Source organism: Caldimonas brevitalea (assembly GCF_001017435.1).
Taxonomy (GTDB): Bacteria; Pseudomonadota; Gammaproteobacteria; order Burkholderiales; family Burkholderiaceae_C; genus Caldimonas; species Caldimonas brevitalea.
Map to the genome: position 1 here is coordinate 4,933,541 of NZ_CP011371.1, position 21,987 is coordinate 4,955,527.

The 21,987-nt window shown below is 67.1% G+C and carries 22 protein-coding genes; 13 read left to right on the forward strand and 9 right to left on the reverse strand.

Annotated elements, in window-relative coordinates:
• Positions 1-26: 26 nt before the first annotated feature.
• A complete protein-coding gene (locus AAW51_RS20790) occupies positions 27-827 on the reverse strand; it encodes an NAD(P)H-dependent oxidoreductase (RefSeq protein ID WP_047196134.1) in 801 nt (266 codons plus the stop codon).
• Positions 828-947: 120 nt separating this feature from the next.
• On the opposite strand from AAW51_RS20790, the gene AAW51_RS20795 reads away from it, so the two are divergent.
• The 9 genes from AAW51_RS20795 (at position 948) to AAW51_RS20835 (ending at position 9,457) form a co-directional block, all read left to right on the forward strand.
• A complete protein-coding gene (locus AAW51_RS20795; protein WP_047196135.1) occupies positions 948-1,883 on the forward strand; it encodes a LysR family transcriptional regulator in 936 nt (311 codons plus the stop codon).
• Between the two features lie 88 nt (positions 1,884-1,971).
• Positions 1,972-2,682 carry a c-type cytochrome gene (locus AAW51_RS20800; RefSeq protein ID WP_053014045.1) on the forward strand — a complete coding sequence of 237 codons (711 nt, stop codon included), beginning with the start codon at positions 1,972-1,974 and terminating at the stop codon, positions 2,680-2,682.
• Between the two features lie 5 nt (positions 2,683-2,687).
• Positions 2,688-3,974 carry a c-type cytochrome gene (locus AAW51_RS20805; protein WP_047196136.1) on the forward strand — a complete coding sequence of 429 codons (1,287 nt, stop codon included), beginning with the start codon at positions 2,688-2,690 and terminating at the stop codon, positions 3,972-3,974.
• A gap of 9 nt (positions 3,975-3,983) precedes the next feature.
• Positions 3,984-4,154 carry a hypothetical protein gene (locus tag AAW51_RS30500; protein ID WP_047196137.1) on the forward strand — a complete coding sequence of 57 codons (171 nt, stop codon included), beginning with the start codon at positions 3,984-3,986 and terminating at the stop codon, positions 4,152-4,154.
• Positions 4,151-4,723 (forward strand): cupredoxin domain-containing protein, encoded by a 573-nt coding sequence (locus tag AAW51_RS20815; RefSeq protein ID WP_047198116.1) that lies wholly within the window; start codon positions 4,151-4,153, stop codon positions 4,721-4,723. The genes AAW51_RS30500 and AAW51_RS20815 overlap by 4 nt, the downstream gene beginning before the upstream one ends.
• The gene (locus AAW51_RS20820) at positions 4,710-6,332 is read left to right on the forward strand and encodes a cbb3-type cytochrome c oxidase subunit I (RefSeq protein ID WP_047196138.1); all 1,623 of its coding nucleotides are present in this window, start codon (positions 4,710-4,712) and stop codon (positions 6,330-6,332) included. Before AAW51_RS20815 ends, AAW51_RS20820 begins: the two co-directional genes overlap by 14 nt.
• Positions 6,332-7,150 (forward strand): c-type cytochrome, encoded by an 819-nt coding sequence (locus AAW51_RS20825; protein WP_047196139.1) that lies wholly within the window; start codon positions 6,332-6,334, stop codon positions 7,148-7,150. Before AAW51_RS20820 ends, AAW51_RS20825 begins: the two co-directional genes overlap by 1 nt.
• 605 nt (positions 7,151-7,755) lie before the next feature.
• Complete coding sequence (nirK, locus tag AAW51_RS20830) at positions 7,756-9,219, forward strand: copper-containing nitrite reductase (protein ID WP_047196140.1); 1,464 nt, start codon at positions 7,756-7,758, stop codon at positions 9,217-9,219.
• A 16-nt stretch (positions 9,220-9,235) separates the two neighbouring features.
• Positions 9,236-9,457 (forward strand): DUF3079 domain-containing protein, encoded by a 222-nt coding sequence (locus AAW51_RS20835; protein WP_047196141.1) that lies wholly within the window; start codon positions 9,236-9,238, stop codon positions 9,455-9,457.
• 85 nt (positions 9,458-9,542) lie between these two features.
• Here AAW51_RS20835 and AAW51_RS20840 read toward each other — a convergent pair whose 3' ends face one another.
• Genes AAW51_RS20840 through AAW51_RS20850 form a run of 3 tightly spaced genes read right to left on the reverse strand, consistent with a single transcriptional unit; the run spans position 9,543 to position 11,867 of the window.
• The gene (locus AAW51_RS20840) at positions 9,543-9,917 is read right to left on the reverse strand and encodes a hypothetical protein (protein ID WP_157359996.1); all 375 of its coding nucleotides are present in this window, start codon (positions 9,915-9,917) and stop codon (positions 9,543-9,545) included.
• A 28-nt stretch (positions 9,918-9,945) separates the two neighbouring features.
• Entirely contained in the window at positions 9,946-11,505 is a 1,560-nt protein-coding gene (locus AAW51_RS20845; RefSeq protein ID WP_083438469.1) for a multicopper oxidase domain-containing protein, read from the reverse strand.
• Positions 11,506-11,549: 44 nt separating this feature from the next.
• Positions 11,550-11,867 (reverse strand): c-type cytochrome, encoded by a 318-nt coding sequence (locus tag AAW51_RS20850; protein ID WP_047196143.1) that lies wholly within the window; start codon positions 11,865-11,867, stop codon positions 11,550-11,552.
• 518 nt (positions 11,868-12,385) lie between these two features.
• On the opposite strand from AAW51_RS20850, the gene AAW51_RS20855 reads away from it, so the two are divergent.
• From AAW51_RS20855 to AAW51_RS20870, 4 genes are read left to right on the forward strand one after another with little or no spacing between them, the layout of a single operon-like run.
• Positions 12,386-13,258, forward strand: coding sequence for a c-type cytochrome (locus tag AAW51_RS20855; RefSeq protein ID WP_047196144.1), 873 nt, complete (start codon positions 12,386-12,388; stop codon positions 13,256-13,258).
• A gap of 14 nt (positions 13,259-13,272) precedes the next feature.
• Positions 13,273-14,652, forward strand: a complete 1,380-nt coding sequence (locus AAW51_RS20860; protein ID WP_047196145.1) for a cbb3-type cytochrome c oxidase subunit I — start codon at positions 13,273-13,275, stop codon at positions 14,650-14,652.
• A 4-nt stretch (positions 14,653-14,656) separates the two neighbouring features.
• A complete protein-coding gene (locus AAW51_RS20865) occupies positions 14,657-15,457 on the forward strand; it encodes a CbbQ/NirQ/NorQ/GpvN family protein (RefSeq protein WP_047196146.1) in 801 nt (266 codons plus the stop codon).
• 3 nt (positions 15,458-15,460) lie between these two features.
• Positions 15,461-17,461 (forward strand): nitric oxide reductase activation protein NorD, encoded by a 2,001-nt coding sequence (locus AAW51_RS20870; protein WP_047196147.1) that lies wholly within the window; start codon positions 15,461-15,463, stop codon positions 17,459-17,461.
• On the opposite strand, the gene AAW51_RS20875 is transcribed toward AAW51_RS20870, so the two are convergent.
• From AAW51_RS20875 to AAW51_RS20895, 5 genes are all read right to left on the reverse strand, one after another.
• On the reverse strand, positions 17,458-18,639 hold the full coding sequence (locus tag AAW51_RS20875) for an NnrS family protein (protein WP_047196148.1): 1,182 nt from the start codon (positions 18,637-18,639) through the stop codon (positions 17,458-17,460). The genes AAW51_RS20870 and AAW51_RS20875 overlap by 4 nt on opposite strands.
• A gap of 70 nt (positions 18,640-18,709) precedes the next feature.
• Positions 18,710-19,897 carry an NnrS family protein gene (locus AAW51_RS20880; protein ID WP_047196149.1) on the reverse strand — a complete coding sequence of 396 codons (1,188 nt, stop codon included), beginning with the start codon at positions 19,895-19,897 and terminating at the stop codon, positions 18,710-18,712.
• Positions 19,878-20,993 carry a hypothetical protein gene (locus AAW51_RS20885; RefSeq protein ID WP_047196150.1) on the reverse strand — a complete coding sequence of 372 codons (1,116 nt, stop codon included), beginning with the start codon at positions 20,991-20,993 and terminating at the stop codon, positions 19,878-19,880. The genes AAW51_RS20880 and AAW51_RS20885 overlap by 20 nt, the downstream gene beginning before the upstream one ends.
• 22 nt (positions 20,994-21,015) lie before the next feature.
• Positions 21,016-21,372: a metal-sulfur cluster assembly factor gene (locus AAW51_RS20890; protein ID WP_047196151.1), complete on the reverse strand. Its 357-nt coding sequence runs from the start codon at positions 21,370-21,372 to the stop codon at positions 21,016-21,018.
• A gap of 16 nt (positions 21,373-21,388) precedes the next feature.
• On the reverse strand, positions 21,389-21,928 hold the full coding sequence (locus tag AAW51_RS20895) for an RrF2 family transcriptional regulator (RefSeq protein WP_238947659.1): 540 nt from the start codon (positions 21,926-21,928) through the stop codon (positions 21,389-21,391).
• Positions 21,929-21,987 lie beyond the last annotated feature (59 nt).

Here is a 21,987-nt window from a genome sequence, read left to right on the forward strand (position 1 = left end):
GGGAACGCCTGACCCAGGCATCGGCCTCACGCCTGCATCTGGCCGGGCGAAGCATCGCTTGCGACATGGGCCGACAGCCCACTTTGGCCAACGGCCACTCCGTCGGCAAGCAGATGTCCGTCCGGATAGTCGCCGCCGTTCTGGGAGCGGAAGGGAATGGGACGGTCCTCAAAGAGGCGCTCGAGGCGCGCGCGCCAGACGGCCTTGGCCTGCGCCACGCCTTGCGCATCGAGACGCCCTGCGCCGAACACCGCGTGGGTCGGCAGCACGTGCATGCCGGGATAAAACAGCGTGCCGTGGGTGATGGGAAACAGCAGCTGCTCGAGCGGCCCGTTGATGCCGCGCGGTGAATAGTCTTCAGCCGGCCCTCCGACGGTCACCGACAGCAGCGCGCGCTTGCCCTTGAAGCCTCCGTCGCCATAACGATACCGATTGCCGGCCCCCTGGTACCCATAGGCCAGGCCATAGGCGAACACGCGGTCAACCCAGCCCTTGAGAATGGCCGGCATGCCGAACCACCACAGCGGAAACTGCAGGATCACGGCGTCGGCGGCCAGCAGCTTCTCCTGCTCCGCGGCGACATCCATCGTTTGCAGCCCGTGCTGGTAGGCGTGGCCGGACTCCCGGATGAAACACAGGCGTTCCGGGTCGGCGCGCACCGGAAAGTCATGCGCGTCGAACACGGCCTTCCAGCCCATCGCATACAGGTCGGACTGCAGGACCACGTGTCCTTGCTCGCACAGCGCCTGCTCCGCGACGTCGACCAGTTGGCGATTCAGCGATGTGGGCTCGGGTTGTGCATGGACGATGAGGATGTTCTTTTGCATGACGTCACGCTCCATCTCGTGTCGGGGTTGGGATGTGTAAGGTGGGGAAGTCGTCGGTGCAGTGTGGGGTGCACCGAGCCATTCGTGAAATTGCCTCTTTGTTTGGCTACCATCCACGCCATGGATACCTCGCGCCTGGATCTCAACCTGCTGGTGACGCTCGAGGCCTTGCTGGTGGAGCGGAACGTGACCCGGGCGGCGGCTCGCCTCCACTTGAGCCAGCCGGCGGTCAGCGCGCAGTTGGCACGCCTGAGGGATGTGTTCGGCGATCCGCTGCTGATTCCCGCGCACCGGGGAATGACGCCCACCGCCCGCGCCCTGGATCTGCTCAACCCGTTGCGGCTCGCCCTCGATCAGGTGCGCGCGACCGTCGGCACCCACCAGCGCTTCGAACCGGCAAAAGCCGAGTTGACCGTCACAATCGCCTGCACCGACTACCTCCAGGTCGCGCTGGTCCAACCGCTCGCCGTCGCCCTCAGGCGCGACGCGCCCGGTGTGCGCCTGGCGCTGCGCCATCTCGACGTGCCGCGGTTGGAGGCACAGATGGTGCGCGGGGACGTGGACCTCGCGCTCATGACCCCGCAGGCGGGCCCCCCCGGGTTACGCGCCCGGCATTTGTTCGACGAACGTTATGTCCTGATCGCCCGGCGCGACCATCCGCGGTTGCGGCGCCGACTCAAGGTCGAGGTGTTTGCGCAGTTGGAGCACGTCATCGTGTCGCCCGACGGCGGCGGCTTTGTCACGCCGGTGGACGATGCGCTGGCCGCCCTCGGCCACCGGCGTAAGGTGGTGCTGTCAGCGGCATCGTTCCTGTTCGTTCCCGAGATCGTGGCGCATTCGGACTTCGTGGCCCTGGTCCCGCAGCGCCTCGTCCAGGACCGCGGCGACCGGCTGCGCTTGCTCGACTGTCCGTTCCCGCTGCAAGGTTTCTCGGTGGGCATGGTGTGGCACGAGCGCCATCACGGCCACACAGGGCATCGCTGGGTGCGTGACACCCTGGTCGCGTTGGTAAATGCCAAGGCCGCTGGACGCAAAGGCGCCCTGACACGCGCCTGAAGCGGCGACCCATAATAGGAACACTACTTGCTGCACCGCTTCACCAGCTCGAGTAAGGGCGCGAGTGACCACGCGGCATCGACATCACATCGTCCGAGGACCGCGAGCGACAGTCTTGTCGCTCGGCTTGGTCGCGCTCGGCGCTCAGGCGCAAGAGGCCACCATCCCCTCATTCAATCGCATCGATTCGATGGAGGCCCGGGTGCAAGGCTGCGTGACCTGCCACGGCAACCACGGGCAGGGGACGAACAACGGCTACTTCCCCGGTATCGCCGGCAAACCCGCCGGCTACCTTTACAACCAGCTGGTGGCGTTTCGGAACGGCACGCGGCGGTACCCGCCCATGAATTACCTGGTCGCGTACCTCCCCGACGCCTACCTGAAAGAGATGGCCGAGCACTTCGCCAACCTCCGCCCTCCCTATGCCGCACAGGAACAGTCCAACGCAGACCAGACCACGCTGACGCACGGGCAACGCCTGGTCGTCAACGGCGACCCGACGCGCGGCATCCCCGCGTGCGTGGCCTGCCATGGGGCCGGGCTGACCGGCATGAACCCTGGCATCCCGGGGCTCGTCGGCTTGCGGCCCACCTACATTGCCGCGCAGTTGACACGCTGGAAAGTGGGTGAGCGGCACGCAGCCGAACCAGACTGCATGAAGCGCATCGCAACCCGCCTGAGCGACACCGACATCGCGGCCGTTTCGGCGTGGCTGGCACGCCAGCCCGCGCCGAGCGACCCGTCGCCGGAGCCGGCCAATCTCAACCGCATGCCCTTCGCCTGCGGCAGCCAGCGGTGAGGGCGATGCGCACACCCGTCAAGATCCTGCTCGCACTGGTGCTCCTCGGCTTGCTGGGGGTGCTGGCGCTGTATCTCCTGCGGCCGGGCACCCTGCCGAGCACAGGGCAGCCGGCGCAGGTCAACCAGACGACGCAGGTCATCAACCGCGGCGAATATCTCGCGCGCGCCGGCGACTGCGTGGCGTGCCACACCGCGCCAGGCGGCAAGGAGTTCGCCGGCGGCCGTGCGATGCCCACGCCTTTCGGCAATATCTACGTGCCCAACATCACCCCGGACGACGAGACCGGCATCGGCCAGTACACCGCCGACGAGTTCTACCGGATGATGCACACCGGCATCGCGCGCGACGGCAAGCTGCTCTACCCCGCCATGCCCTTCGCGTCGTACACCAAAGTGACGCGGGAGGACTCGGACGCGATCTACGCCTACCTGATGTCGGTGCCGCCGATCCAGCAGCCCAACCGACCGCACGAGCTTCGCTTCCCTTACAACCGCCGCGAGTTGCTGGTCGGCTGGCGCACCTTGTATTTCCAGGAAGGCGAGTACCAGCCCGACTCGAAGCAGTCCGCCCAATGGAACCGCGGGGCCTACCTGGTGCAGGGGCTGGGGCACTGCGCGATGTGCCACACGCAGGTGAATGCCTTGGGGGGCTCCAGTGAATCCAAGGCGTTCGAGGGCGGCATGATCCCCAACCAGAACTGGTACGCCCCTTCCCTGACGTCCAACCGGGAGGCGGGCCTCGGCAACTGGAGCCTGCAGGACATCAAGGACCTGCTGCAAACGGGCGTGTCGCAACGCAGCACGGTCTATGGGCCGATGGCCGAGGTGACCTACAACAGCCTCCAATACATGACCGACGAGGACATCGAGGCGATGGCGGTGTATCTGAAGTCGCTGCCGCCCCGGGATGCGGAAGCACCGCCGACGAGCCAGGCGCGCCTGGTCAGCCCCGAGGTGATGGAGCTGGGCCGCCGCACCTACGCGGCGCAGTGCGCGATGTGCCACGGCGACGAGGGCAAAGGGCACCCCCCTGCCTTCCCGCCCCTGGCCGGCAACCAGTCGATCACGATGTCGTCGCCGGTGAACTCGATCCGCATGGTGCTCAACGGCGGTTATGCGCCCGGCACGAAGAAGAACCCGAGGCCGCACGGGATGCCGCCTTTCAACCACATACTGAATGACGAGGAAGCTGCCGCCGTCGTGACGTACATCCGCGTGGCGTGGGACAACAGCGGTACGCCCGTCTCCCCCGCGCAAGTCAATGAACTGCGCAAGCTTCTGCCCGAATGAGGAGGTTCGATGGCCGAGCACCCACCCCACGACGACCCGGAACAGCGCAAGGTCGATGAGATCGTCAGCCGCGGGCCTTCGGGCGCCTTCGCGGTGGCCAGCGTGGCGACCGCCATCGTCGTCGCCCTCTACTTCATCTTCTACGTCGTCGTCTACCTCCCGCGAGGGGCGGTCCAATGACGGCGGCGACGCCTCCGGCGCATGCCCATTCGGAGGCGGTTGCCATCGCCGCCGAGCGACGTTGGGTTTATGTCGTCGGCGCCATCATCGCGCTGCTCATCCTGATGATGGTCGTGACCGGCCTGCACTGGGCCTCGATGCCGCCGTCTCGCGTGGAGACGGTCGACGTGAAGACGCTCCACCTGAAGGGTGAGTTCGTCGAGAACAACCTCGGCACGACGTTGGGCACGGACGGCAAGGTCACGGTTCGCCTCATCGCCCAGCAGTACGCGTTCATGCCCCAGTGCATCGTCGTCCCGGCCGAGATGCCGGTGACGTTCCGGGGTACGGCGACCGATGCCATCCACGGCTTCGTGGTGGGGACGACCAACGCCAACACCATGCTCATTCCCGGCTTCGTCGCCACCTTCACCACCACCTTCAAAAAGACCGGCGAGCAGCTGATGCCCTGCCACGAGTACTGCGGCACGGGTCACGAGGCGATGTGGGCCAAGGTCCAGGTGCTGCCACCACAAGAGTTCCTGGCCCGCGCGCGCAGCGGGGAAAGGCTGAGCTGTGTTGCTAGCTAAAAAGCTCGTCCTGGCGCACTTCTGGGTCGCCTTCGTCGCCTTCCTGGGGGCCATCGTCCTCGGCGAGTGGCAGATGTTCGTGCGCAGCCCGTTGGCGCAGTGGGTCAACAACCCGGAGCACTATTACCGATCCGTCACCGCACACGGCACCGTGATGGCCTATGTCCTCCCCACCCTGGTCGCGATGGGCTTCGGCTACGCGATCTCGGAGCTGGCCCTGAAACGGCCATTGCTCGGGGTCAAGTGGGCCTGGCTGGGTTTCTGGCTGGTGGTGCTCGGCACCGCGATGGCAGCCGTGACGATGGCGATGGGCAAGGCCTCGGTTCTCTACACGTTCTACCCGCCGATGATCGCCAGCCCCTTCTACTACTTCGGCGTCGTCCTGGTGGTCGTGGGCTCCTGGGTGTGGGTCGCCCTCATGTCCGTGAACCTGCACGCCTGGAAGAAGGAGAACCCCGGCCAGACGGTGCCGCTCGCGATGTTCGGCAATGTCGCCGGCGCCTACCTGTGGGCCTGGACGTCGGTGGGGGCGGCGGTCGAGGTGATCGTGCTGATCCTTCCCGCCTCGCTGGGATGGACGGACACCATCAACGCCGGGCTGGCGCGCGTCTTCTTCTCGTGGACGCTGCACGCGATCGTCTATTTCTGGCTGATGCCTGCGTACATCGTCTTCTACACCATCGTTCCCCGCGCGATCGGAGGCCGCCTGTACAGCGACACGATGGGCCGGGTGGCGTTCGTGCTGTTCCTGGTGTTCTCGATGCCGATCGGCATCCACCACCTGTTCGCGGACCCCCAGGTGGGCGCCGGCTTCAAGTTCGTGCATGCCGCGATGACGGCGATGGTGTCGGTCCCTACCCTGCTCACCGTCTTCACCATCGTGGCGTCGGTCGAGATTGCCGGCCGCCTGCGCGGCGGCACCGGCCTGTTCGGATGGATCAGGGCCTTGCCGTGGGGCAACCCGATGATGCTCGCCGTCACGTTCTCGTTCATCATGCTCGGCTTCGGCGGCGCCGGCGGCATCATCAACATGAGCTACCAGCTCAACGAGACGGTCCACAACACGCAGTGGGTCACCGGCCACTTCCACCTGATCTTCGCCGGTGCCATCGTGCTGATGTATTTCATGGCCGCCTACGAACTCTGGCCACAGCTGACCGGCAGCGGGCCGCTGCCGCAGTCCCTCATCAAGCTGCAGGTCTGGCTGTGGTTCATCGGCATGATGATTCTCTCGATGCCCTGGCACCTGGTCGGTCTGCTCGGCATGCCTCGGCGCATGGCCTACTACGACTACACACACCCCGACATCCAGCCGCAAGCCTGGACGGTGATCGCCTCGACCTTCGGCGGCCTGCTGCTGGTCATCTCCGCCTTCATCCTCGTGTTCATCCTGGCCAGGGCCCACAGGACGCCCAAAACGGCGCCGCCGCCGTTCACGTTCAGCCTCGAGGCCCATCCCGGTGGCCGCACCCCGGCGCTGCTGAACGGATACGCGCTCTGGCTGGCGATGATGATCGGCCTGACCCTCGTCAACTACGGCTTCCCCATTGCCCAGCTCGCGTCGCTCAAGGAAGCCTCCGTCCCCGTCATTCCGATCGGGAGCCGCTGATGGACCGGCACGCCCGCGTTTTCTCCTGGTCGAACCGCGGTTTTCGCTGGAGCGTCGTCTCGCTCGTCCTGTTGACCGTCGTCTCGTTGCTCGTCGGTTTCGTCTGGCTGCCGTCGGTCCACCCCGACTTCACGGCCCAGGGGCTGTGGGCCGCGATCTGTCGGGCCGCGGGCGTGCCCAGCCGCTGGTATGAAGACACGTCGGCGCAACAGCCGGCCGTGGCCAGCCACGTCGTGCTCGAACGCAACATGGCGCGGGTCACCGACGCCGGGTCGGTCGGCCGCGGCGCGACCCTGGCGCTGAACTGCACGATGTGCCACGGTGCCCAAGGCATGAGCACTTCCAACGCGCCCAACCTCGCCGGACAGTACCCCGAGGTCATCATCAAGCAGCTGATGGACTACCAGTCGGGCAAGCGGGTCCACGCGCTGATGCAAGGCCTGGCAGCGCCCCTGAGCGAGGAGAACATCCGCGATCTCGCGGCCTACTACGCGTCGTTGCCGAAGGCCCGCACCGCTCCCACCTTCTACGATGAATCGCTGCCCGCCCTGGTGCGGGTGGGCGCACCGCTGCGCAACATCGCACCTTGCATCTCCTGCCACGGCGGCGTCGATCAGAAGTTCGGCGCACCGTGGATAGAAGGGATGCCCAAGGACTACCTGGTGGGCCAGTTGCACGCCTTCCGCACCGGTGCTCGCGGCAATGACGTACAGGGGCAGATGCGCGCCGTCGCGCGCACGATGACCGACCAGGAGATCCAGGAAGTGTCGGAGTTCTACGCCCGCAAAGCGGCGGCGGCAGGCGTCCAGGGTCATTGACTGGTCGTGCACGCGATATTCGCGCCGGCGGGCCTTGTTCACGCGCGATTATTCTTTCCATATTCATCCGACCGCCCGGTCCCGATTCTGTTTTCTGCGCCGCGACGCAACCGGGTTGTATTCGCCGCTGTTGTGCAGCGCGCCGCCTTTTAACAGTACACGGCGGCGCAGAAGGCGATCGACTGCCGCTCGCGCCTCATCTATAACGAATTTCGCTCATTCAAGCGAGCAGGGACGGCGCCGAAAACCGCAACAAGAATGGTCGGGCCTATATTCCTGTCTGAATGGAGCCGGCCGCCCCTCTCGTCGCCCCTGCTCGTCCACGGGGTGGTCCGAAGCAGGCGCTGACGCACCGCGAGTCAGATCCCTTGAGGACGGCTGCCCAGCCGGGCTTGCGAACGTGTTAACTTGTGGCAATCGAAACCCTGCTATCGATAGTGAATACACATGCCGCCAATAAGTGGCGGACGGAGTTTGATGCAGGGCAACATTCGGTTTATCGACCCAAAACGACACGGTGCGTAATTCTTATACTTTCCGTACCGGTTCAAAAGATCGGCGCCTCACGGGGGGCTGCCCCGCGAATGACCGTAAAAGGTATAAAAATGTTTGCCCGCGTCCTTGCCCCGATTCCCTTCGCCATTGCCGTGTTCGTCGGCGCTGCGATGGCAGGACCTTTGACCTCTGTCGCCCAAGCGGCACCGGCCACGGCCCAGAAAGAAGTCGTACGGCAATACACCCTGTCCACCGGCATGGCCGATGGCAAGATGGTTTATCTCGATGCCCAAGGGAAGGCGTCGAATCCGGTCCTGAAGGCCAATGTCGGCGACACGGTGGTACTCACCATCGGCAGCGGCGAAGGCGCACAACACGATATCGTGATCCCCGACCTGAAGGTCGCCTCGAAGAAGTTCGACAGCAGCACCGGTTCGGTGACGGTGCGGTTCAAGGCCAGCAAGCCCGGCCGGTTCACCTACTACTGCTCGATCCCGGGCCATCAGCAGATCGGCATGGAAGGTGTCCTGGAAGTCGCAGCGACGTCGGCGAGTCCCGCTGCCGCGGCGCCGGCAAGCAAGGCCGCCGTCGCCGCAGCGGCCGGCCCTGCGCTGGCCCTGGCGCCCGCAGCCGCCGATGCGGTCAGCATCACGATGGACCCGAACAGCGTGCCGCCGGCCATCGGCAAGCGGGCGCCGACGTTGGTCAAGTACCGCATCGACACCGTCGAACTGAATGGCAAGCTCGATGACGGCACCACCTTCAACTACTGGACCTTCGGCAGCAAGGTGCCGGGCCCGATGCTGCGCGTGAAGCAAGGCGACACGGTCGAGATGACGCTCGCGAACCACAAGAGCAGCAAGATGGTCCACTCGATCGACCTGCACTCGGTGACCGGCGGTCATGGCGGTGGTGCGGACACGCAAGTGGCACCCGGGCAGGAGAAGACGATCCGCTTCAAGGCGCTGAACCCGGGGCTCTACGTCTACCACTGCGCCACCCCGTCGGTGCCTCACCACATCTCCGCCGGCATGTACGGTCTCATCCTGGTGGAGCCGGAAGAGGGCCTGCCGCCGGTGGACCGGGAGTACTACGTGATGCAGGGTGACCTCTACACCGGCCGCGCGGCCGGCACCAAGGGCCACCACGAGTACAGCCCGGAACGCGCGAGCGACGAACTGCCGAGCTTCTACACCTTCAACGGCGCCGTCGGCTCGCTGACCAAAGAGTTCAAGATGACGGCCAAGGTCGGCGAGACGGTGCGGGTCTACTTCGGCGTCGGGGGCCCGAACAAGGTGTCGTCCTTCCACGTGATCGGCGAGATCTTCGACAAGGTCTACAGCGAAGGCTCGGTGTCGAGCGTGAAGAAAGACGTGCAGACCACCCTCGTCGCGCCCGGCGGTGCCACCATCGTCGACTTCAAGGTGAACTACCCGGGCAGCTACATCCTGGTGGACCATGCCCTGTCGCGCGTCGGCAAGGGTCTGGCCGGCATCCTGGAAGTGACCGGCGAACGTGATGTGGCCGTCTACGAGCCGGTGAGCCCGACGCAGACGGTCGCCCACCAGCACTGAGCGGGAGCAGCAGGACATGGCCGCCAAGAAGTTTCCCATCGTCCCGCTGCACCCCGAGCGCATTTGCTGGGGCTGCGACCGGTACTGCGCTGCCGACTCGATGACGTGCGGCAACGGCAGCGTTCGAACCCCTCACCCCTCGGAGCTGTTCGGGGAGGACTGGATGGAGTGGGGGCTGGACGCCCGTTCAGCCGCAGCGCACGAAGAAGAACAGAGCCCGCTCGCCCCCACACCTTGACGCGCCGCGCTCGCTGGCCGTCCAGAAGCCGCCGTTCTCCGGGAGACGGCGGCTTCTCTTCTCCCGCGCATAGGTCGACACCCCCTCAGCGCGGGCTCAGCGTTCGGATCAACGAGACCTCGGTGGTTGGGCCGAGCAGTGCGGCGACGCGTGCGACGGCCCGCTCCGGCGTCTGTACGCCAGGATCGAGCGCAAACGAAAGCGCCATCGGTTGGGCCGACGCCCTGACCGTGTCCGCATCGACCCCCGGGATCGACTTCGCCGCCTGCAGCATCTGCTCGGGTTTCACCACACCTTTGACATTGCAGAAAACCACCAGCCGCTTCTGCGCCGCGGCCCGCTGCACCACATCATGGTCGTAGGTCGCCGCCATCTTGTCTTCGACGCAGACCCCACAACCGAAGGCCGGCGTCGTCACGCTTTGGCCGACGAACAGCATCACCGTCGCGGTCTTGCCCACCCACTGCAACCCATCCATGTCGCACTCCTCAATGGGCATGGCCCTTGGTCGTGGCTGGCGACGAAGGCTGCTTGGTGCCCGGCGGAATGGGGGTGGCCGACTTGGTTTCCGAGGGGGACAGTGCTGCACCCGGCGATGCCGGTTGCGGCTGGACCTTACCCTGCGGCTTCACGTGTTCGTCGGCCCACTTGAAGTAGGCGATGTACTGGCGCACCTCCTGGTCCGACAGATTCTGGTTCGGCATCGGCACCTTCCACTGCTCCAGCAACTTCCGGCCGAGCTCGTCGGTCTGCGCCATCCGCTCCGGGTCCTTCATCCAACGGAACAACCAGGCTTCGTCGCGGCGTCGAGACACGCCATACAGGTCGGGCCCGAGCTTGTCGCCGCCCGCGATGGAATGGCACGCCAGGCACTTGGACTCGAAGTCGAGCTTGCCGCGCTGCGCGACCGGATCGGTGGGCGCGGCCGTGGCCGGGATGTTGTGGTGCTCCGGGTCACCTGCCGGCGCATGATCCCCCGCACCGCCGCCTGCGGCGATGAGGCCGATGGCGCCTTGCGAGGCGTTGGCGAAGTGATGGTCGACCATCACATAGCTGCCCTTCTCCGGCACGAGGAACTCGACGATGGCGCCATTGGACGAGCCGAGCAGCACGGTTTGCGCACCGCGCCACTGATTGTCCGGGTTGCCTTCCATCCACACGCGGTCGAAGATGGTGCCGACCACGTGGAAACTGGAGGTGTTCGAGGGTCCGACGTTCAAGACGAAGAGACGCACGCGCTCACCCGGCTGCGCCGGCAAGGGCTTGTCGACAAAGCCGTTGTACTTGCCGTTGAAAACGGTGTAGGTGGGTGCCTTGGCTCGCACCCGGTCGCCGTCGAGAAGGTACAGCGGCACACCGTCGACCTGCCGCTTGTCGGGGTCCGGCTTGGTGTAGAACTCGCTCTGCACGACGGCGTATTCGCGGTCGACCTTGGTCGGATAGCCCTTGCGCGGCTCCACGATCATCATTCCGTACATCCCGGACGCGATGTGTTCCAGCACCATCGGTGTGCCGCAGTGATACATGTACACGCCGGGGTAGTTCGCAGTGAACTCGAACGAGATGGTTTGCCCCGGGGCGATGGACCGATATTTGTCCTGCGGCGACACCATCGCCGAATGGAAGTCCATCGAGTGCATCATCGGCGCCGCCGTCACCCTGACACCGGGAATAGGTTCATCCGACCGGTTGGTCATCGTGAACTTGATCCGGTCGCCCACCCGCGCCCGCACCACCGGCCCCGGCACCGTGTCGCCGAAGGTCCACGCGCTGAATTTGACGCCTGGCGCGAGGTCGATGATCTTGTGCGTCGTGTCGAGTCGCACCTCCTTGACCGGCTCGGGTGACAGTGGGCGTACCGTCGCGTCCATGCTCAAGGCACTGCCCGCCGCGTACGGCCCCGTGTAGCGCGTGCTGGTGACGACGGCCGGCGGCGATTTCAAGTCCATGTTCCGAACGTCGTAGGGGTCGTCCAAGGTGGTACAGGCCACTAGAAGTGCACAGCCGAGCACGGCCGCGCACACCCGAGGGTGCTGGCTCAAACGCATGATGGCTCCTCGTGAAAGAGAGGTGGAAAGCCGGCTGGATCGCGCTATTTCTGCTTGAGAATCCACTGCACCAGCTGGCGCGCTTCGGCCTCGCTGACGGCCTGCGGCGGCATCGGTACCGGCCCCCAGACGCCCGCGCCGCCCTTGATCACCTTGGTCGTGAGCGCCGTCACCGCGTCCTTCTGGCCGGCGTACTTCTTCGCGACGTCCTGATAGGAGGGGCCCACCATCTTCTTGTCTGCCGCGTGGCAGGCGAGGCAGTTTTTCTGCTGGGCGAGCTTCGCGGTGGCCTCGTCGTTCTGAGCAAAGGCGCAGCTGCTGGCAAGCGCCAGCACCGCGGGTAAAGGTGCAAGCAAGCGCATCGTGGGTCTCCTCTTACGGGATGGGGTCCGAGGGGCATTGCGCATGCCCAGGCCGAGTTTCGCGGCCTGGGCCAGAAGATCTAGTGATTCGAATGACAAGAGAGAGGTGCAAGCGACAAAGGGACGCTGGCGACCATCCTGCACACGAGCAGAAGCTGCATCACTGTTTACTTATTGCACGGAAGAATCTGCTCACGCCAACCGTTTTATGCACACGACCTTGCGGGAACGTGGCACTCGAACGCTACCGCGAGCCGATAGCACGCCTCACCTCAGGACGCTGCCGATCCACAGCATGTGCAGTGGATCGGCACACAGGTTGCTGGGCCCTACCCGCACCGCCGTCTCGCTGAGAGCGGCAGGCCCGACCACGCAACAACAAAGGGGTGCCCATGCATGCACCGCTCAAAATCCTGAGCTACCTCATCGTGCTCTTGATGGCCATCGCCGTCGCGTACGCGCTCTACATCTCGTTCACCTACTGGGCCGGCATCGGCGTCTGATCGGGGAGGCCCGCCATGAACAAGCGACAGTCCCGCCTGTTTGCCATCGCCTGCACCGGCATCGCGGCCGTGGTCTTCCTCGGCCTGACGGTCGACAGCCACCGTCAGTTCCCGACGCTGACGAACGAAGCCCAACTGACCCCGCAGGTCATCGCGGGCAAGGACGTCTGGCACAAATACAACTGCGTCAACTGCCACACCTTGTTCGGCGAGGGCGCCTACTACGCGCCGGACCTGACCAAGATCGCGAAGCACAGGGGTGAGCAGTACCTGCAGGCCTACATGCGCAACCCGGCCCAGTTCTACGACGAGCAGCGGCATCGGCGCCTGATGCCCAAGCAGGACCTGAGCGACGAGGAGATCAAGAACCTGATCGACTTCCTCGGCTGGGTCAGCAACGTCGACAACCAGGGCTGGCCACCGCGCCCCATCCTGGTCACCGGCGCCACCATCCCGGGCACCGACATGACCGCATCGCAACAGGCGCAGACCTCCGGTGAGCAGACAACCACCGGCCAGGTGCCGCCCGGTGCTCGCCCGTTGACAGGCAACGAAAACCCGATCGCCCTCGGGGAACGCCTGTTCCGGTCCGTGACGCCGGCGTGCAACGCCTGCCATTCGGTGGCCCAGGGCGCCAACATGGCCGGGCCGTCTCTGGCCGGCCTGACCGCCAAGGCGTCGCAGCTGGTGGGCTCGCCCGACTACAAGGGCAAGGCGAAGGACCCCGAAGGCTACATTCGGGAGTCGATCGTCGACCCCAGCGCGCATGTCGTACCGGGCGCCATGTACTCGGCGAACAACATGTCGTTCATGCCGAACACCTACGGACAGAGCCTGAAGCCGGAGCAGGTCGACCAGCTGGTGGCCTATCTCTCGTCGATCAAGTAAGCGAGGTGCCTGCCATGCGCTACAAATCCCAATCGGTCGCCTACTGGTACTTCGCGGTGGCGATGGTGCTGTTCGGGCTCCAGATCGTGTTCGGCCTGCTCTCGGCGACCAAGTACCTGGGCCCGGACCCGCTGCTGTACATCCTGCCGTTCGACGTCACCAAGGTCATCCACACCAACCTGCTGGTGGTCTGGGTGCTGACCGGATTCATGGGCGCCACCTACTGGATGGTCCCGGACGAGTCGCGCACCGAACTGCACAGCGTCAAGCTCGCCTACCTCCAGCTGGCCCTGTGGGTCGTGATGGGCGTCACCGCCGTGATCGGCTACCTGTTCCGCTACGGCACCGGCAACAAGCTGCTCGAGCAGCCGCTGCCGCACAAGATCGTCATCGTCGTGGTGATGCTGATGTTCCTCTACAACGTGGTCATGACGATCCGGAAGTCGGGTCGATTCACCACCACCGAAGGTGTGCTGCTGCTCGGCGTGGCCGGCGCGGCGGTGCTGTACCTCCCTTCCCTGCTCGAATACGACAACTACGTCGTGTCCATCTTCTACCGCTGGTGGACCATCCACCTGTGGGTGGAGGGCGTGTGGGAGATGATCCAGGGCGGCTTCCTGGCCTACCTGCTGATCCGCCTGTCCGGGGCCGACCGGGAGGTGATGGAGAAGTGGCTCTACGTCATCGTCGGCCTGGTCTTCATGGCCGGCATACTCGGCACCGCCCATCACTACTACTGGGTCGGTGTGCCGAGCTACTGGCTGCCCATCGGCGGGATCTTCAGCGCGCTCGAGCCGGTGGCCCTGGTCGGCATGGCGATGTACGCCTACTCCGCGATGCGCCGCTCCGGACTGGCCCATCCCAACACCCTGGCCCTGCACTGGACGGTGGGTAGCGCGGTCTACACGCTGTTCGGCGCCGGTTTGCTGGGCCTGGCCCACACCTGGCCCAGCGTGAACAAATGGACCCACGGCACGCTGATCACCGCGATGCACGGCCACGCCGCGTTCTACGGCGCCTACGCAATGATCGTGCTGGCGATGATCACCTACGCGCTGCCGGCCATCTCGCCGGCACGCCGCGAGCAAGGCACGTCGCTCGGCTATTGGGCGTTCTGGCTGCAGCTGGCCGGCATGTTCGGCATGACACTCTCGTTCGCCACTGCGGGCATCGGCCAGGTGTACCTGGAGCGCATCATGGGCCTGGGCTACCTCGACGCCCAGCTCAAGATCCAGGTGCACTTCCTGATGCTCATCGGCACCGGGACGCTGTTCGCCATCGGCGTGGCCCTGTTCATCATCGACTTCTTCCGCTATGCGCCCCGGCTCGAGGTGACGCAGGACGCGACCGACCCCGACCTGCAGGCGGTGCCGGTGAAGCCGGCACGCGCGTGAGCCCATGGCGGGGGAGGCCACACGCCTGCAGGACGAGCCCTATTACTTGCCCTCGGGCCGCGAGGTCGAGGTCTTCGAGCAATGCCACGCACGGCATCTGGCGGTGTTGCTCAAGGGGCCGACCGGTTGCGGCAAGACACGCTTCGTCGAGCACATGGCGTGGCGGCTGGGGCGGCCGCTGGTCACGATCTCCTGCCATGACGACCTGACGGCGAGCGACCTGGTCGGCCGTTTCCTGATCCGTCACGACGGCACCGCCTGGCAGGACGGGCCCCTGACCCGCGCCGTGCGCGAGGGCGCGATCTGCTATCTCGACGAAGTGGTCGAGGCGCGCCAGGACACCGTCGTCGTGCTGCACCCCCTGACCGACTACCGCCGCGTGTTGCCGATCGACAAGACTGGCGAACTGGTCGAAGCCGCGCCCGGCTTCCAGCTGGTGGTGTCGTACAACCCCGGCTACCAGCGCATGCTGAAGGACCTGAAGCCCAGCACCCGGCAGCGCTTCGTCGCGCTCGACTTCGATTTCCCTCCCGAGGACGTCGAAGCCCGCATCGTCGAACGAGAGAGCGGCGCCGACCGCGCGAGCGCCCATGCGCTGGTGTCGCTCGGGCAGCGTCTGCGCGGTCTCCGCGACCGCGGCCTGGCCGAAGTGCCCAGCACCCGCTTGCTGATCAACGCAGGCCGCCTAATCGCCAGCGGCATCGAGGTGCGACAGGCCTGCTACGCCGCGGTGGTGTCACCGCTGTCCGACGACCCGTCGCTGCTGAGTGCGATGCGCGACCTGGTCGATGCGTCTTTTGTCTGAACCATGGCAGAAGCGGAAGAGGTCCTGCAGGACGTTGCGAAACACGCGACGGTGTTTGCGCGCGACCTCTGGCGCAGGCATCGCAAGGCGCGACCCGGCCCCGCCCAGACCGCCTTGCGCGACGTGGCGCAACGCCTCGACCTGCTCCTCTGTGCCGCGTTCGGACGCTCGTTCCCGCTGAAGCTGGCCGAGCCGCCCGCACCGGCCAGCTTCCTGACCAAGGTGTTCCGCCGCGGCGAAGGCCCGCGTGTAGAGCAGGCGCTCCCGTCCACCGACGGGCTGTCGATCTGGCTGCCCGGTGCACTCGAAGACCAAGAGGCGCTGAGTGGCCTCGAGCACTACCGCATGTCGGCCTTGCAGCAGGCAGCCCGCGCCGTCCGCGGCAGCGCTGCTGCCTGGGCGTCGTTGGCGCGGCCGACCGAGCGCGCGCTGTTCCTGCTGCACGAGGCGCACGCCGCCGATGCGCAACTGTTGCAGCTGCTGCCCGGGACCATGCCTGTCCTGCAGCGCCTGAGAGGCCTGGCGTTGCGCCGCCGTCCACCGCTCGATGCCTTTCCTGCCCACCGCCAGCCGATCGAGCAGGCGCTGCGCCAGTTGCTGGAGAGCGACCTGCACGGTGCCCGGCCTCGACCCGTTGACGCCGTCGTGGCGCACGTGCGCGAACTGGCGCACGGCCTGCCCGACGTGCCCAGCGGGCGGCTGCTGCTGCGCGACGCGTGGACGGGGGAGTTCCGGCTCGCCTCGCCGGTGGCGATCAGCTCGTTGTCGGGCGGCGAGCCGCCGGACAGCAATGCAGAACCTCCGCGCAGCGCCCGGCTGGGCCGCCGACCGCAGGTGCGAGAGGCTGCGGAAGACGAGGACGACCAGCAGCCCGGCGCCTGGATGGTGCAGACCTCGCAGCCCCAGGAGCAGGCCGAGGACCCGGTCGGCCTGCAGCGCCCCACCGACCGGGACGCGTCGACCGCCGCCGAGGAACTGGCCGATGCCCTCTCGGAGCTTCCCGAGGCGCGCCTGGTCTCGACACCCGGCCGCGCCAAGGAAATCCTGCTCTCCGAAGACCCGCCAGAGCCGCGCGCGAAGCAAGCGCCCCTGCCCTCGCCCGCCGCCGCCGAAACGCAGCTGCGCTACCCCGAGTGGGACTACCGCGTCCAGGCCTATCACGAGGACAGCGTGACGGTGCACGTCGGAGAGGCTCCCGAAGGACCGCAAGCGTGGGTCGACGAGCGGTTGAAGACATCGCGCGCCATGCTCGACCTGGTGAGGCGCCGCTTCGAGATGTTGAAGGCCCAGCGGGTGCGGCTGCGCAAGCAGTGGGAAGGCGACGAGGTCGACCTGGATGCCTACATCGAGGCCCATGCCGACTTCCGGGCCGGCCGCCCGATGGCGCAAGCGCTCTATCAGAGCTGGCGCCAGGCGCGGCGCGACATGGCCATCCTCATCCTGACCGACGTCAGCGGCTCCACCGATGGCTGGATCTCGGCGCACCAGCGGGTGGTCGACGTCGAGCGCGAGGCGCTGCTGCTGGTGGCGATCGCGCTGCAGGGTATGGCCGAGCCTTGCGCGCTGCAGGCGTTTTCCGGCGAAGGCCCGCGCGGGGTACGGGTGCTGAGCCTCAAGCGCTTCGACGAACCCTTCAGCGACCGCATCGCCCGCCGCATCGCCTCGCTCGAGCCGGAGCACTACACGCGCGCGGGCGCCGCGATCCGTCACGCCGCGGCAACCTTGATGCGCGAGCCGGCGCGGCACCGCCTGCTGCTGCTGCTGTCGGACGGCAAGCCGAACGACATCGACGACTATGAAGGGCGCTACGGCGTGGAGGACATGCGACAGGCGGTCACCGAAGCCAAGCTGCAGGGCATCCACCCCTTCTGCCTGACCGTGGACCGCCAGGCGGCCCGCTACCTGCCGGGCATCTTCGGCCCGCATCACTATGCGTTGCTGCCCCGGCCGGACCTGCTGCCGACGGTCCTGCTCGAGTGGATGAAGCGCATGGCGCGGGCCTAACGGCCGGCCGGCGGCCGGAGGTTCCCGGCGCCGAGCCAGCGCCCGTGCCGCAAGGCCCACACCAACCAGATAGCAGCCCACAGGAGTCCGGCCGCGACGACGGCCGCGCCAAGGCCGACCACTGGGCCGACGACCCGCAGCACGGCGGCGGCCTGCAAAGCCCAGAACAAAGCCCACAGCAACGCGTCGACAACGACCGTGCGCCCAGCGCCTGTCGCGATCACGCGGCTCAGCATCGCCAGCATCGTGGTCCCGAGAAAGCCGAGCGTGAACGCATGCAGCGGAGCCGACCCCCACGGGTTGCCGGGCCGCCCACCACCGAGACCGGTGAGCACCAGGCTCGCGCCCAGCCACAGAAAGCCGGCATACAGCATCCTCAGCATCCGCGGCCGCAGGCTTTGCACGAAGGGCCACCGCAGGGCAAACACGACCAGGACGGCGCCCACGCAGAGGTCGATCGCGGCCGCCAGGCGTGCCGCTGCCGGAAGGAGTTGGGCGACGGCATTCGCGAGAAAGGCCAACCCCAGGCCGGCCAGTGACAGCCCGGGCCATGGCACCTCGAGTCGGCGCACGGGGGCTGCCGAAATGAAAGGCACCATCCGGTGCGCGGCGGCCCCGAAGGTGAGGCCGACGAAGCCCCACACCGACGCACGCGCCAGGGTCACCACCAGCGCCCACCGCTCGAGCAGGCTGGCGACGGCAGCCGCCCCCATCGCCACCGCCCCCACCGCACCGGCGAGCGCGATCAGGGTGACGTGCCCCGAGGGCGCCGCGGCGCGCCTCGTCGACAGCAGCGCGAGCCCGGCGACCATCCAGGCCCAGGCCCCGGCCGCCAGCGTCAGGCCCCCGGCAAGCCACGGCGGACGCTGCAGCGCCACCGCGCATCCCACCGCGGCCCAGCCGAGCAGGAAGGCGACCGTGGCCGGTGCGAGGAAGGCCGGCGGGCACGCGGGCACGTGCATCCACTTGAGGCCGGTGCTGAAGATGAACCCGGCGAAAAACATCGGGAAGAAGCCGAAGGTCATCACCAGCGCATGGACCGCAGCGGGCGGCATGCCGGAAGGACGGCTCGCCGGCGCGAGCAGCACGGCCGCCCACCAGAGCGACGCCAGCACGAGGATGAGCGCGCCGGCTGCGAAGCACAGGCGGTGCGGCCGCACCTCCCGGCGTTCAGCCATGGAGCGCGACCCGGGGGCCGCCGCATGAGCCGGGCTGCGGCTCCGTCTTCATCCCCGAACAGCCCACTACTCAGCCCGGCTTGCCGTCGAGGCGCGGCCGGGTGAGGACCGGGAAGTAGCGGATCGCGTAGAGCCCGAACCCGGCCGACCAGAGCGCCGCCGACCCAAGCACCGCCGCCAGCATCAGCTCCGGCGACGCGAGCGGCAGCACCACGCGGACCACCGCGGCCAGCAGCACCAGGACATAGCAGCTGGTGTCCACGGCGTCGGCGCGCAAGGGGCGGCCAGTGTGACCCTTGGCCGTCCGTGTCACCATGCCGATGATCAGGCCGCCGATGGCGCCGACCGTCAGCGCATGGACCGCTGCCGACGGCGGCACCGCGCCGAGCCCGGCCAGCGTGCGCAGGCCCAGATGCAGGGGCACCCACAGGTAGGCCAGGTGGAGCACCCACACCAGGGATTTCGAGCCGGTCTTCCAGGGTTGCCACAACAGCCACCGCACCAGGTGCGCCACGCCCGCGACACCGGCGACGGTCGCGATGGCGAGTTCGGGCAGCCGGGCCGCGTCGGCCACCGTCAAGCCGATCAGCAAGCCCAGCGAGGCCTTCTCCACTCCCGCCTGACGCATCGCGTTGGCACCGGGCACCCCGTTGTTCGTGAACATCGGAATCACGCGCCCCCCCATCACGGCCAGGATGAACAGCACGACGTCGAGCGCCACCTGGATGCCAAGGGGCCCGAGCGACGGCACCCTCCCCATCTGAGCAAGATGGAAGGCGCCAGCGGCCACGCCGAACATCAACAGCAAGCCGACGAAGAAGTAGTTGCGCCGGTTCCGGGCCTTCCAGAACGGGATGGCCAGTGCCACCGCAGCGGCCACCGGGAATGCCACGTTGGCGAGCGCCGCAGCCCAGGCGAACGGGGTCAGCACCAGAATCCGGGCGGCCAGCCACAGCCCGGCCAGCGCCGCAAGCGCGCTGCCAGTAGGCGTTGGAAGATTGCTCCAGTTGCGCCCGGCCGTGAACAGGAATCCGACGATGACGGCCAGCGTGAAGCCGAACACCATCTCGTGGGCGTGCCACAGCGGCCCGCTGAGATACGCATGGCCGAGCATTCCCGAGAACTGCAGGGCCCACAGCGGAATGGACAACGCCGCGAAGACACTGGCCAGCAGGTAGAAGGGCCGAAACCCGAGCGCCCAGAGCGCAAAGCCGCGGACCGGCGTCTGCGGAGGTTCTTCAATGGTGAGCAGAGGCATGTCGAGTCCGCAGGGAAGAGGTGGACGAGTGCTTGCGGCGCCAGGCCCATGCGGCGCCGGCGACGATGGCAGCGAACAGCCCCATCGCGGCCGCATTGCCGATCGCCCCGGCGGGCAGCAGCCCGGGGACGCCCACGCGCACCAGCAGGGACAGGTGGAGCAGCGCCAGCGGCAGGTAGAAAACAGGTCCGTACAGCAGCTTGACCTTCGCGACGGCCGGCAGGATGACGGGCGCATGGGCGAGCATCATGCTCACCACGAAGCCCAGCGCGAGCGCATGCAGCGCGGTATCGCGCACCGCATGGCCGAGACCGACGCCGATCCACGCCAGCCCCGCCACCCCCAGCCAGCCGTAGCCCAGCAAGAGGCACACGGCCATGTAGCGGCTCAGCGCGTTCGCCTTCACGGTGCGCCGCGCAATATCGAAGCAGAGCAGCCAGACCGCCAGACCGGCGAGCGCCAAGCCGAACACCAGCTGCCCAGCGGCCGGTGCCAACGACGCCGTCGCAGCCCCGGCCAGCAGCGTGCCCAGCAGCAAATACAACACCTCGGCCGCACCAGCGCGGCGTCGCATCAAGCGTGTCATCTCGAGCCGTTCGGCGGCGATGGTCAGCACGAGGAACGAGAACCACCAGGGCACCACGGCGTCGGCCGGCAGCCCGGCGGCGTAGAGGGCATTGCCGACCAGCCAGCCGACCGCCCCGACCAGCAGCAAGACGGTATGCGGCTCTCGGTGGCGTCGCACCACGTGCAGGTTGACACCGACGAACAACAGGGCCGCCGCAACGGCCAAGGCGGCAGCGGCCGCCCCTGCCCCTGCGAGCGCACACACGCCGCCGAGCGCCGACAGCGACGGCGCCCAGAACGACCAGCGCGCCTTGAGGGCCACCGCGCGCTCGAGGCCGATGACGGTGCCCATGAAGCCGGACACCATCAGGAACGCATGGGCCAGCACGGCATGCGGCACCCAGCCGCCGCTCACGGCCCCGGGCAGCAGAACACCGGCGCGGACCAAGCCTCCGAGCACGCCGCCCACCAGCGAGGAGGCGACCAGGCCCACGAACAGCAAGCGGGCCACGGGGGGGCGGCTGGGCATGATGTGGCGATTCCCGGCAGCCTCACCAGCCCATGAAAGCCTTGGCTTTCGCACTCATGCGGTCAGGCGTCCAGGGCGGCTCCCAAACGAGTTCGACCTCGATCTGGTAGTGGGCGGGCACGACCCGGTCCAGCTCCGACTGCACCTCGTCGAGGATGACATCGGTGACCGGACAGGCAGGCGACGTCATCGTGATCGTCAGGTGCACCAACTGGTCGGAGACCGCGACGCCATAGATCAGCCCGACGTCGACCACCGACATCGCGACCTCCGGGTCGACGACACGACGCAGTGCGGCTTCGATCGGCTGCCGCAGCGCTTCCGGGCCTTCATAGGGAAAGGGGGCGGCGGACGTGGCCGGCGTGGGGGCTGGTTGCATGATGGGGTGTGCGTTCTCACGCCATTTGCGGCGCAGGAAGGGTACGGTAGAAGTCGAGCACTTGCGCCAGCGCTTCCTGATTGCGCGTGACATCGGCCAAGGTGTAGCGGTCGAGCACGGCGTAGAAGGCCTGGACAGCCTCGGCCAGAACGCCTTTCAGCCCGCAGCAGCCGCCGATGGCGCAGTGTCCACCGCCACTCTCGAAGCATTCCGCGGGCTCGAGCAGGCCTTCGGTGTCGCGCACCACCCGGCCGACGCAGATCGCCTGCGCCGATGTGGCAAGCGTCATGCCGCCTCCTTTGCCGCGCACCGTCGTGATCCAGCCCTTCTTGCCCAGGAAGTGAACCACCTTGACGAGGTGGTGTTCCGAGACGCCGAAGGCGCGCGTGATCTCGGCAATCGTGGCCTTCTTGCCCGGGTGGGCAGCCAGATAGATGAGGACGCGCAGGCTGTAGTCGGTGAAGGCGGTGAGTTTCACGGTGAGCAATGCGGTGCAGAGGTGAAACAAACGCCGCAAGCGGCGTTCCAGGAGATCTAGATAGAGTGGCGACGGCATCGAAAGTTCGAGGGCCGCCGACACGAGGCAGGGGCGAGGCCGAGCTCCGCCCCTGCTGC

Coding starts and splice junctions, on each gene's coding strand:
- AAW51_RS20845 (WP_083438469.1), bottom strand. CDS start 11,505: ATGCGTTTGAGCCAGCACCCTCGGGTGTGCGCGGCCGTGCTCGGCTGT.
- AAW51_RS20875 (WP_047196148.1), bottom strand. CDS start 18,639: ATGGCTGAACGCCGGGAGGTGCGGCCGCACCGCCTGTGCTTCGCAGCC.
- AAW51_RS20870 (WP_047196147.1), top strand. CDS start 15,461: ATGGCAGAAGCGGAAGAGGTCCTGCAGGACGTTGCGAAACACGCGACG.
- AAW51_RS20805 (WP_047196136.1), top strand. CDS start 2,688: ATGCGCACACCCGTCAAGATCCTGCTCGCACTGGTGCTCCTCGGCTTG.
- nirK (WP_047196140.1), top strand. CDS start 7,756: ATGTTTGCCCGCGTCCTTGCCCCGATTCCCTTCGCCATTGCCGTGTTC.
- AAW51_RS20895 (WP_238947659.1), bottom strand. CDS start 21,928: ATGCCGTCGCCACTCTATCTAGATCTCCTGGAACGCCGCTTGCGGCGT.
- AAW51_RS20795 (WP_047196135.1), top strand. CDS start 948: ATGGATACCTCGCGCCTGGATCTCAACCTGCTGGTGACGCTCGAGGCC.
- AAW51_RS20825 (WP_047196139.1), top strand. CDS start 6,332: ATGGACCGGCACGCCCGCGTTTTCTCCTGGTCGAACCGCGGTTTTCGC.
- AAW51_RS30500 (WP_047196137.1), top strand. CDS start 3,984: ATGGCCGAGCACCCACCCCACGACGACCCGGAACAGCGCAAGGTCGAT.
- AAW51_RS20790 (WP_047196134.1), bottom strand. CDS start 827: ATGCAAAAGAACATCCTCATCGTCCATGCACAACCCGAGCCCACATCG.
- AAW51_RS20865 (WP_047196146.1), top strand. CDS start 14,657: ATGGCGGGGGAGGCCACACGCCTGCAGGACGAGCCCTATTACTTGCCC.
- AAW51_RS20885 (WP_047196150.1), bottom strand. CDS start 20,993: ATGCCCAGCCGCCCCCCCGTGGCCCGCTTGCTGTTCGTGGGCCTGGTC.
- AAW51_RS20860 (WP_047196145.1), top strand. CDS start 13,273: ATGCGCTACAAATCCCAATCGGTCGCCTACTGGTACTTCGCGGTGGCG.
- AAW51_RS20855 (WP_047196144.1), top strand. CDS start 12,386: ATGAACAAGCGACAGTCCCGCCTGTTTGCCATCGCCTGCACCGGCATC.
- AAW51_RS20835 (WP_047196141.1), top strand. CDS start 9,236: ATGGCCGCCAAGAAGTTTCCCATCGTCCCGCTGCACCCCGAGCGCATT.
- AAW51_RS20890 (WP_047196151.1), bottom strand. CDS start 21,372: ATGCAACCAGCCCCCACGCCGGCCACGTCCGCCGCCCCCTTTCCCTAT.
- AAW51_RS20850 (WP_047196143.1), bottom strand. CDS start 11,867: ATGCGCTTGCTTGCACCTTTACCCGCGGTGCTGGCGCTTGCCAGCAGC.
- AAW51_RS20880 (WP_047196149.1), bottom strand. CDS start 19,897: ATGCCTCTGCTCACCATTGAAGAACCTCCGCAGACGCCGGTCCGCGGC.
- AAW51_RS20815 (WP_047198116.1), top strand. CDS start 4,151: ATGACGGCGGCGACGCCTCCGGCGCATGCCCATTCGGAGGCGGTTGCC.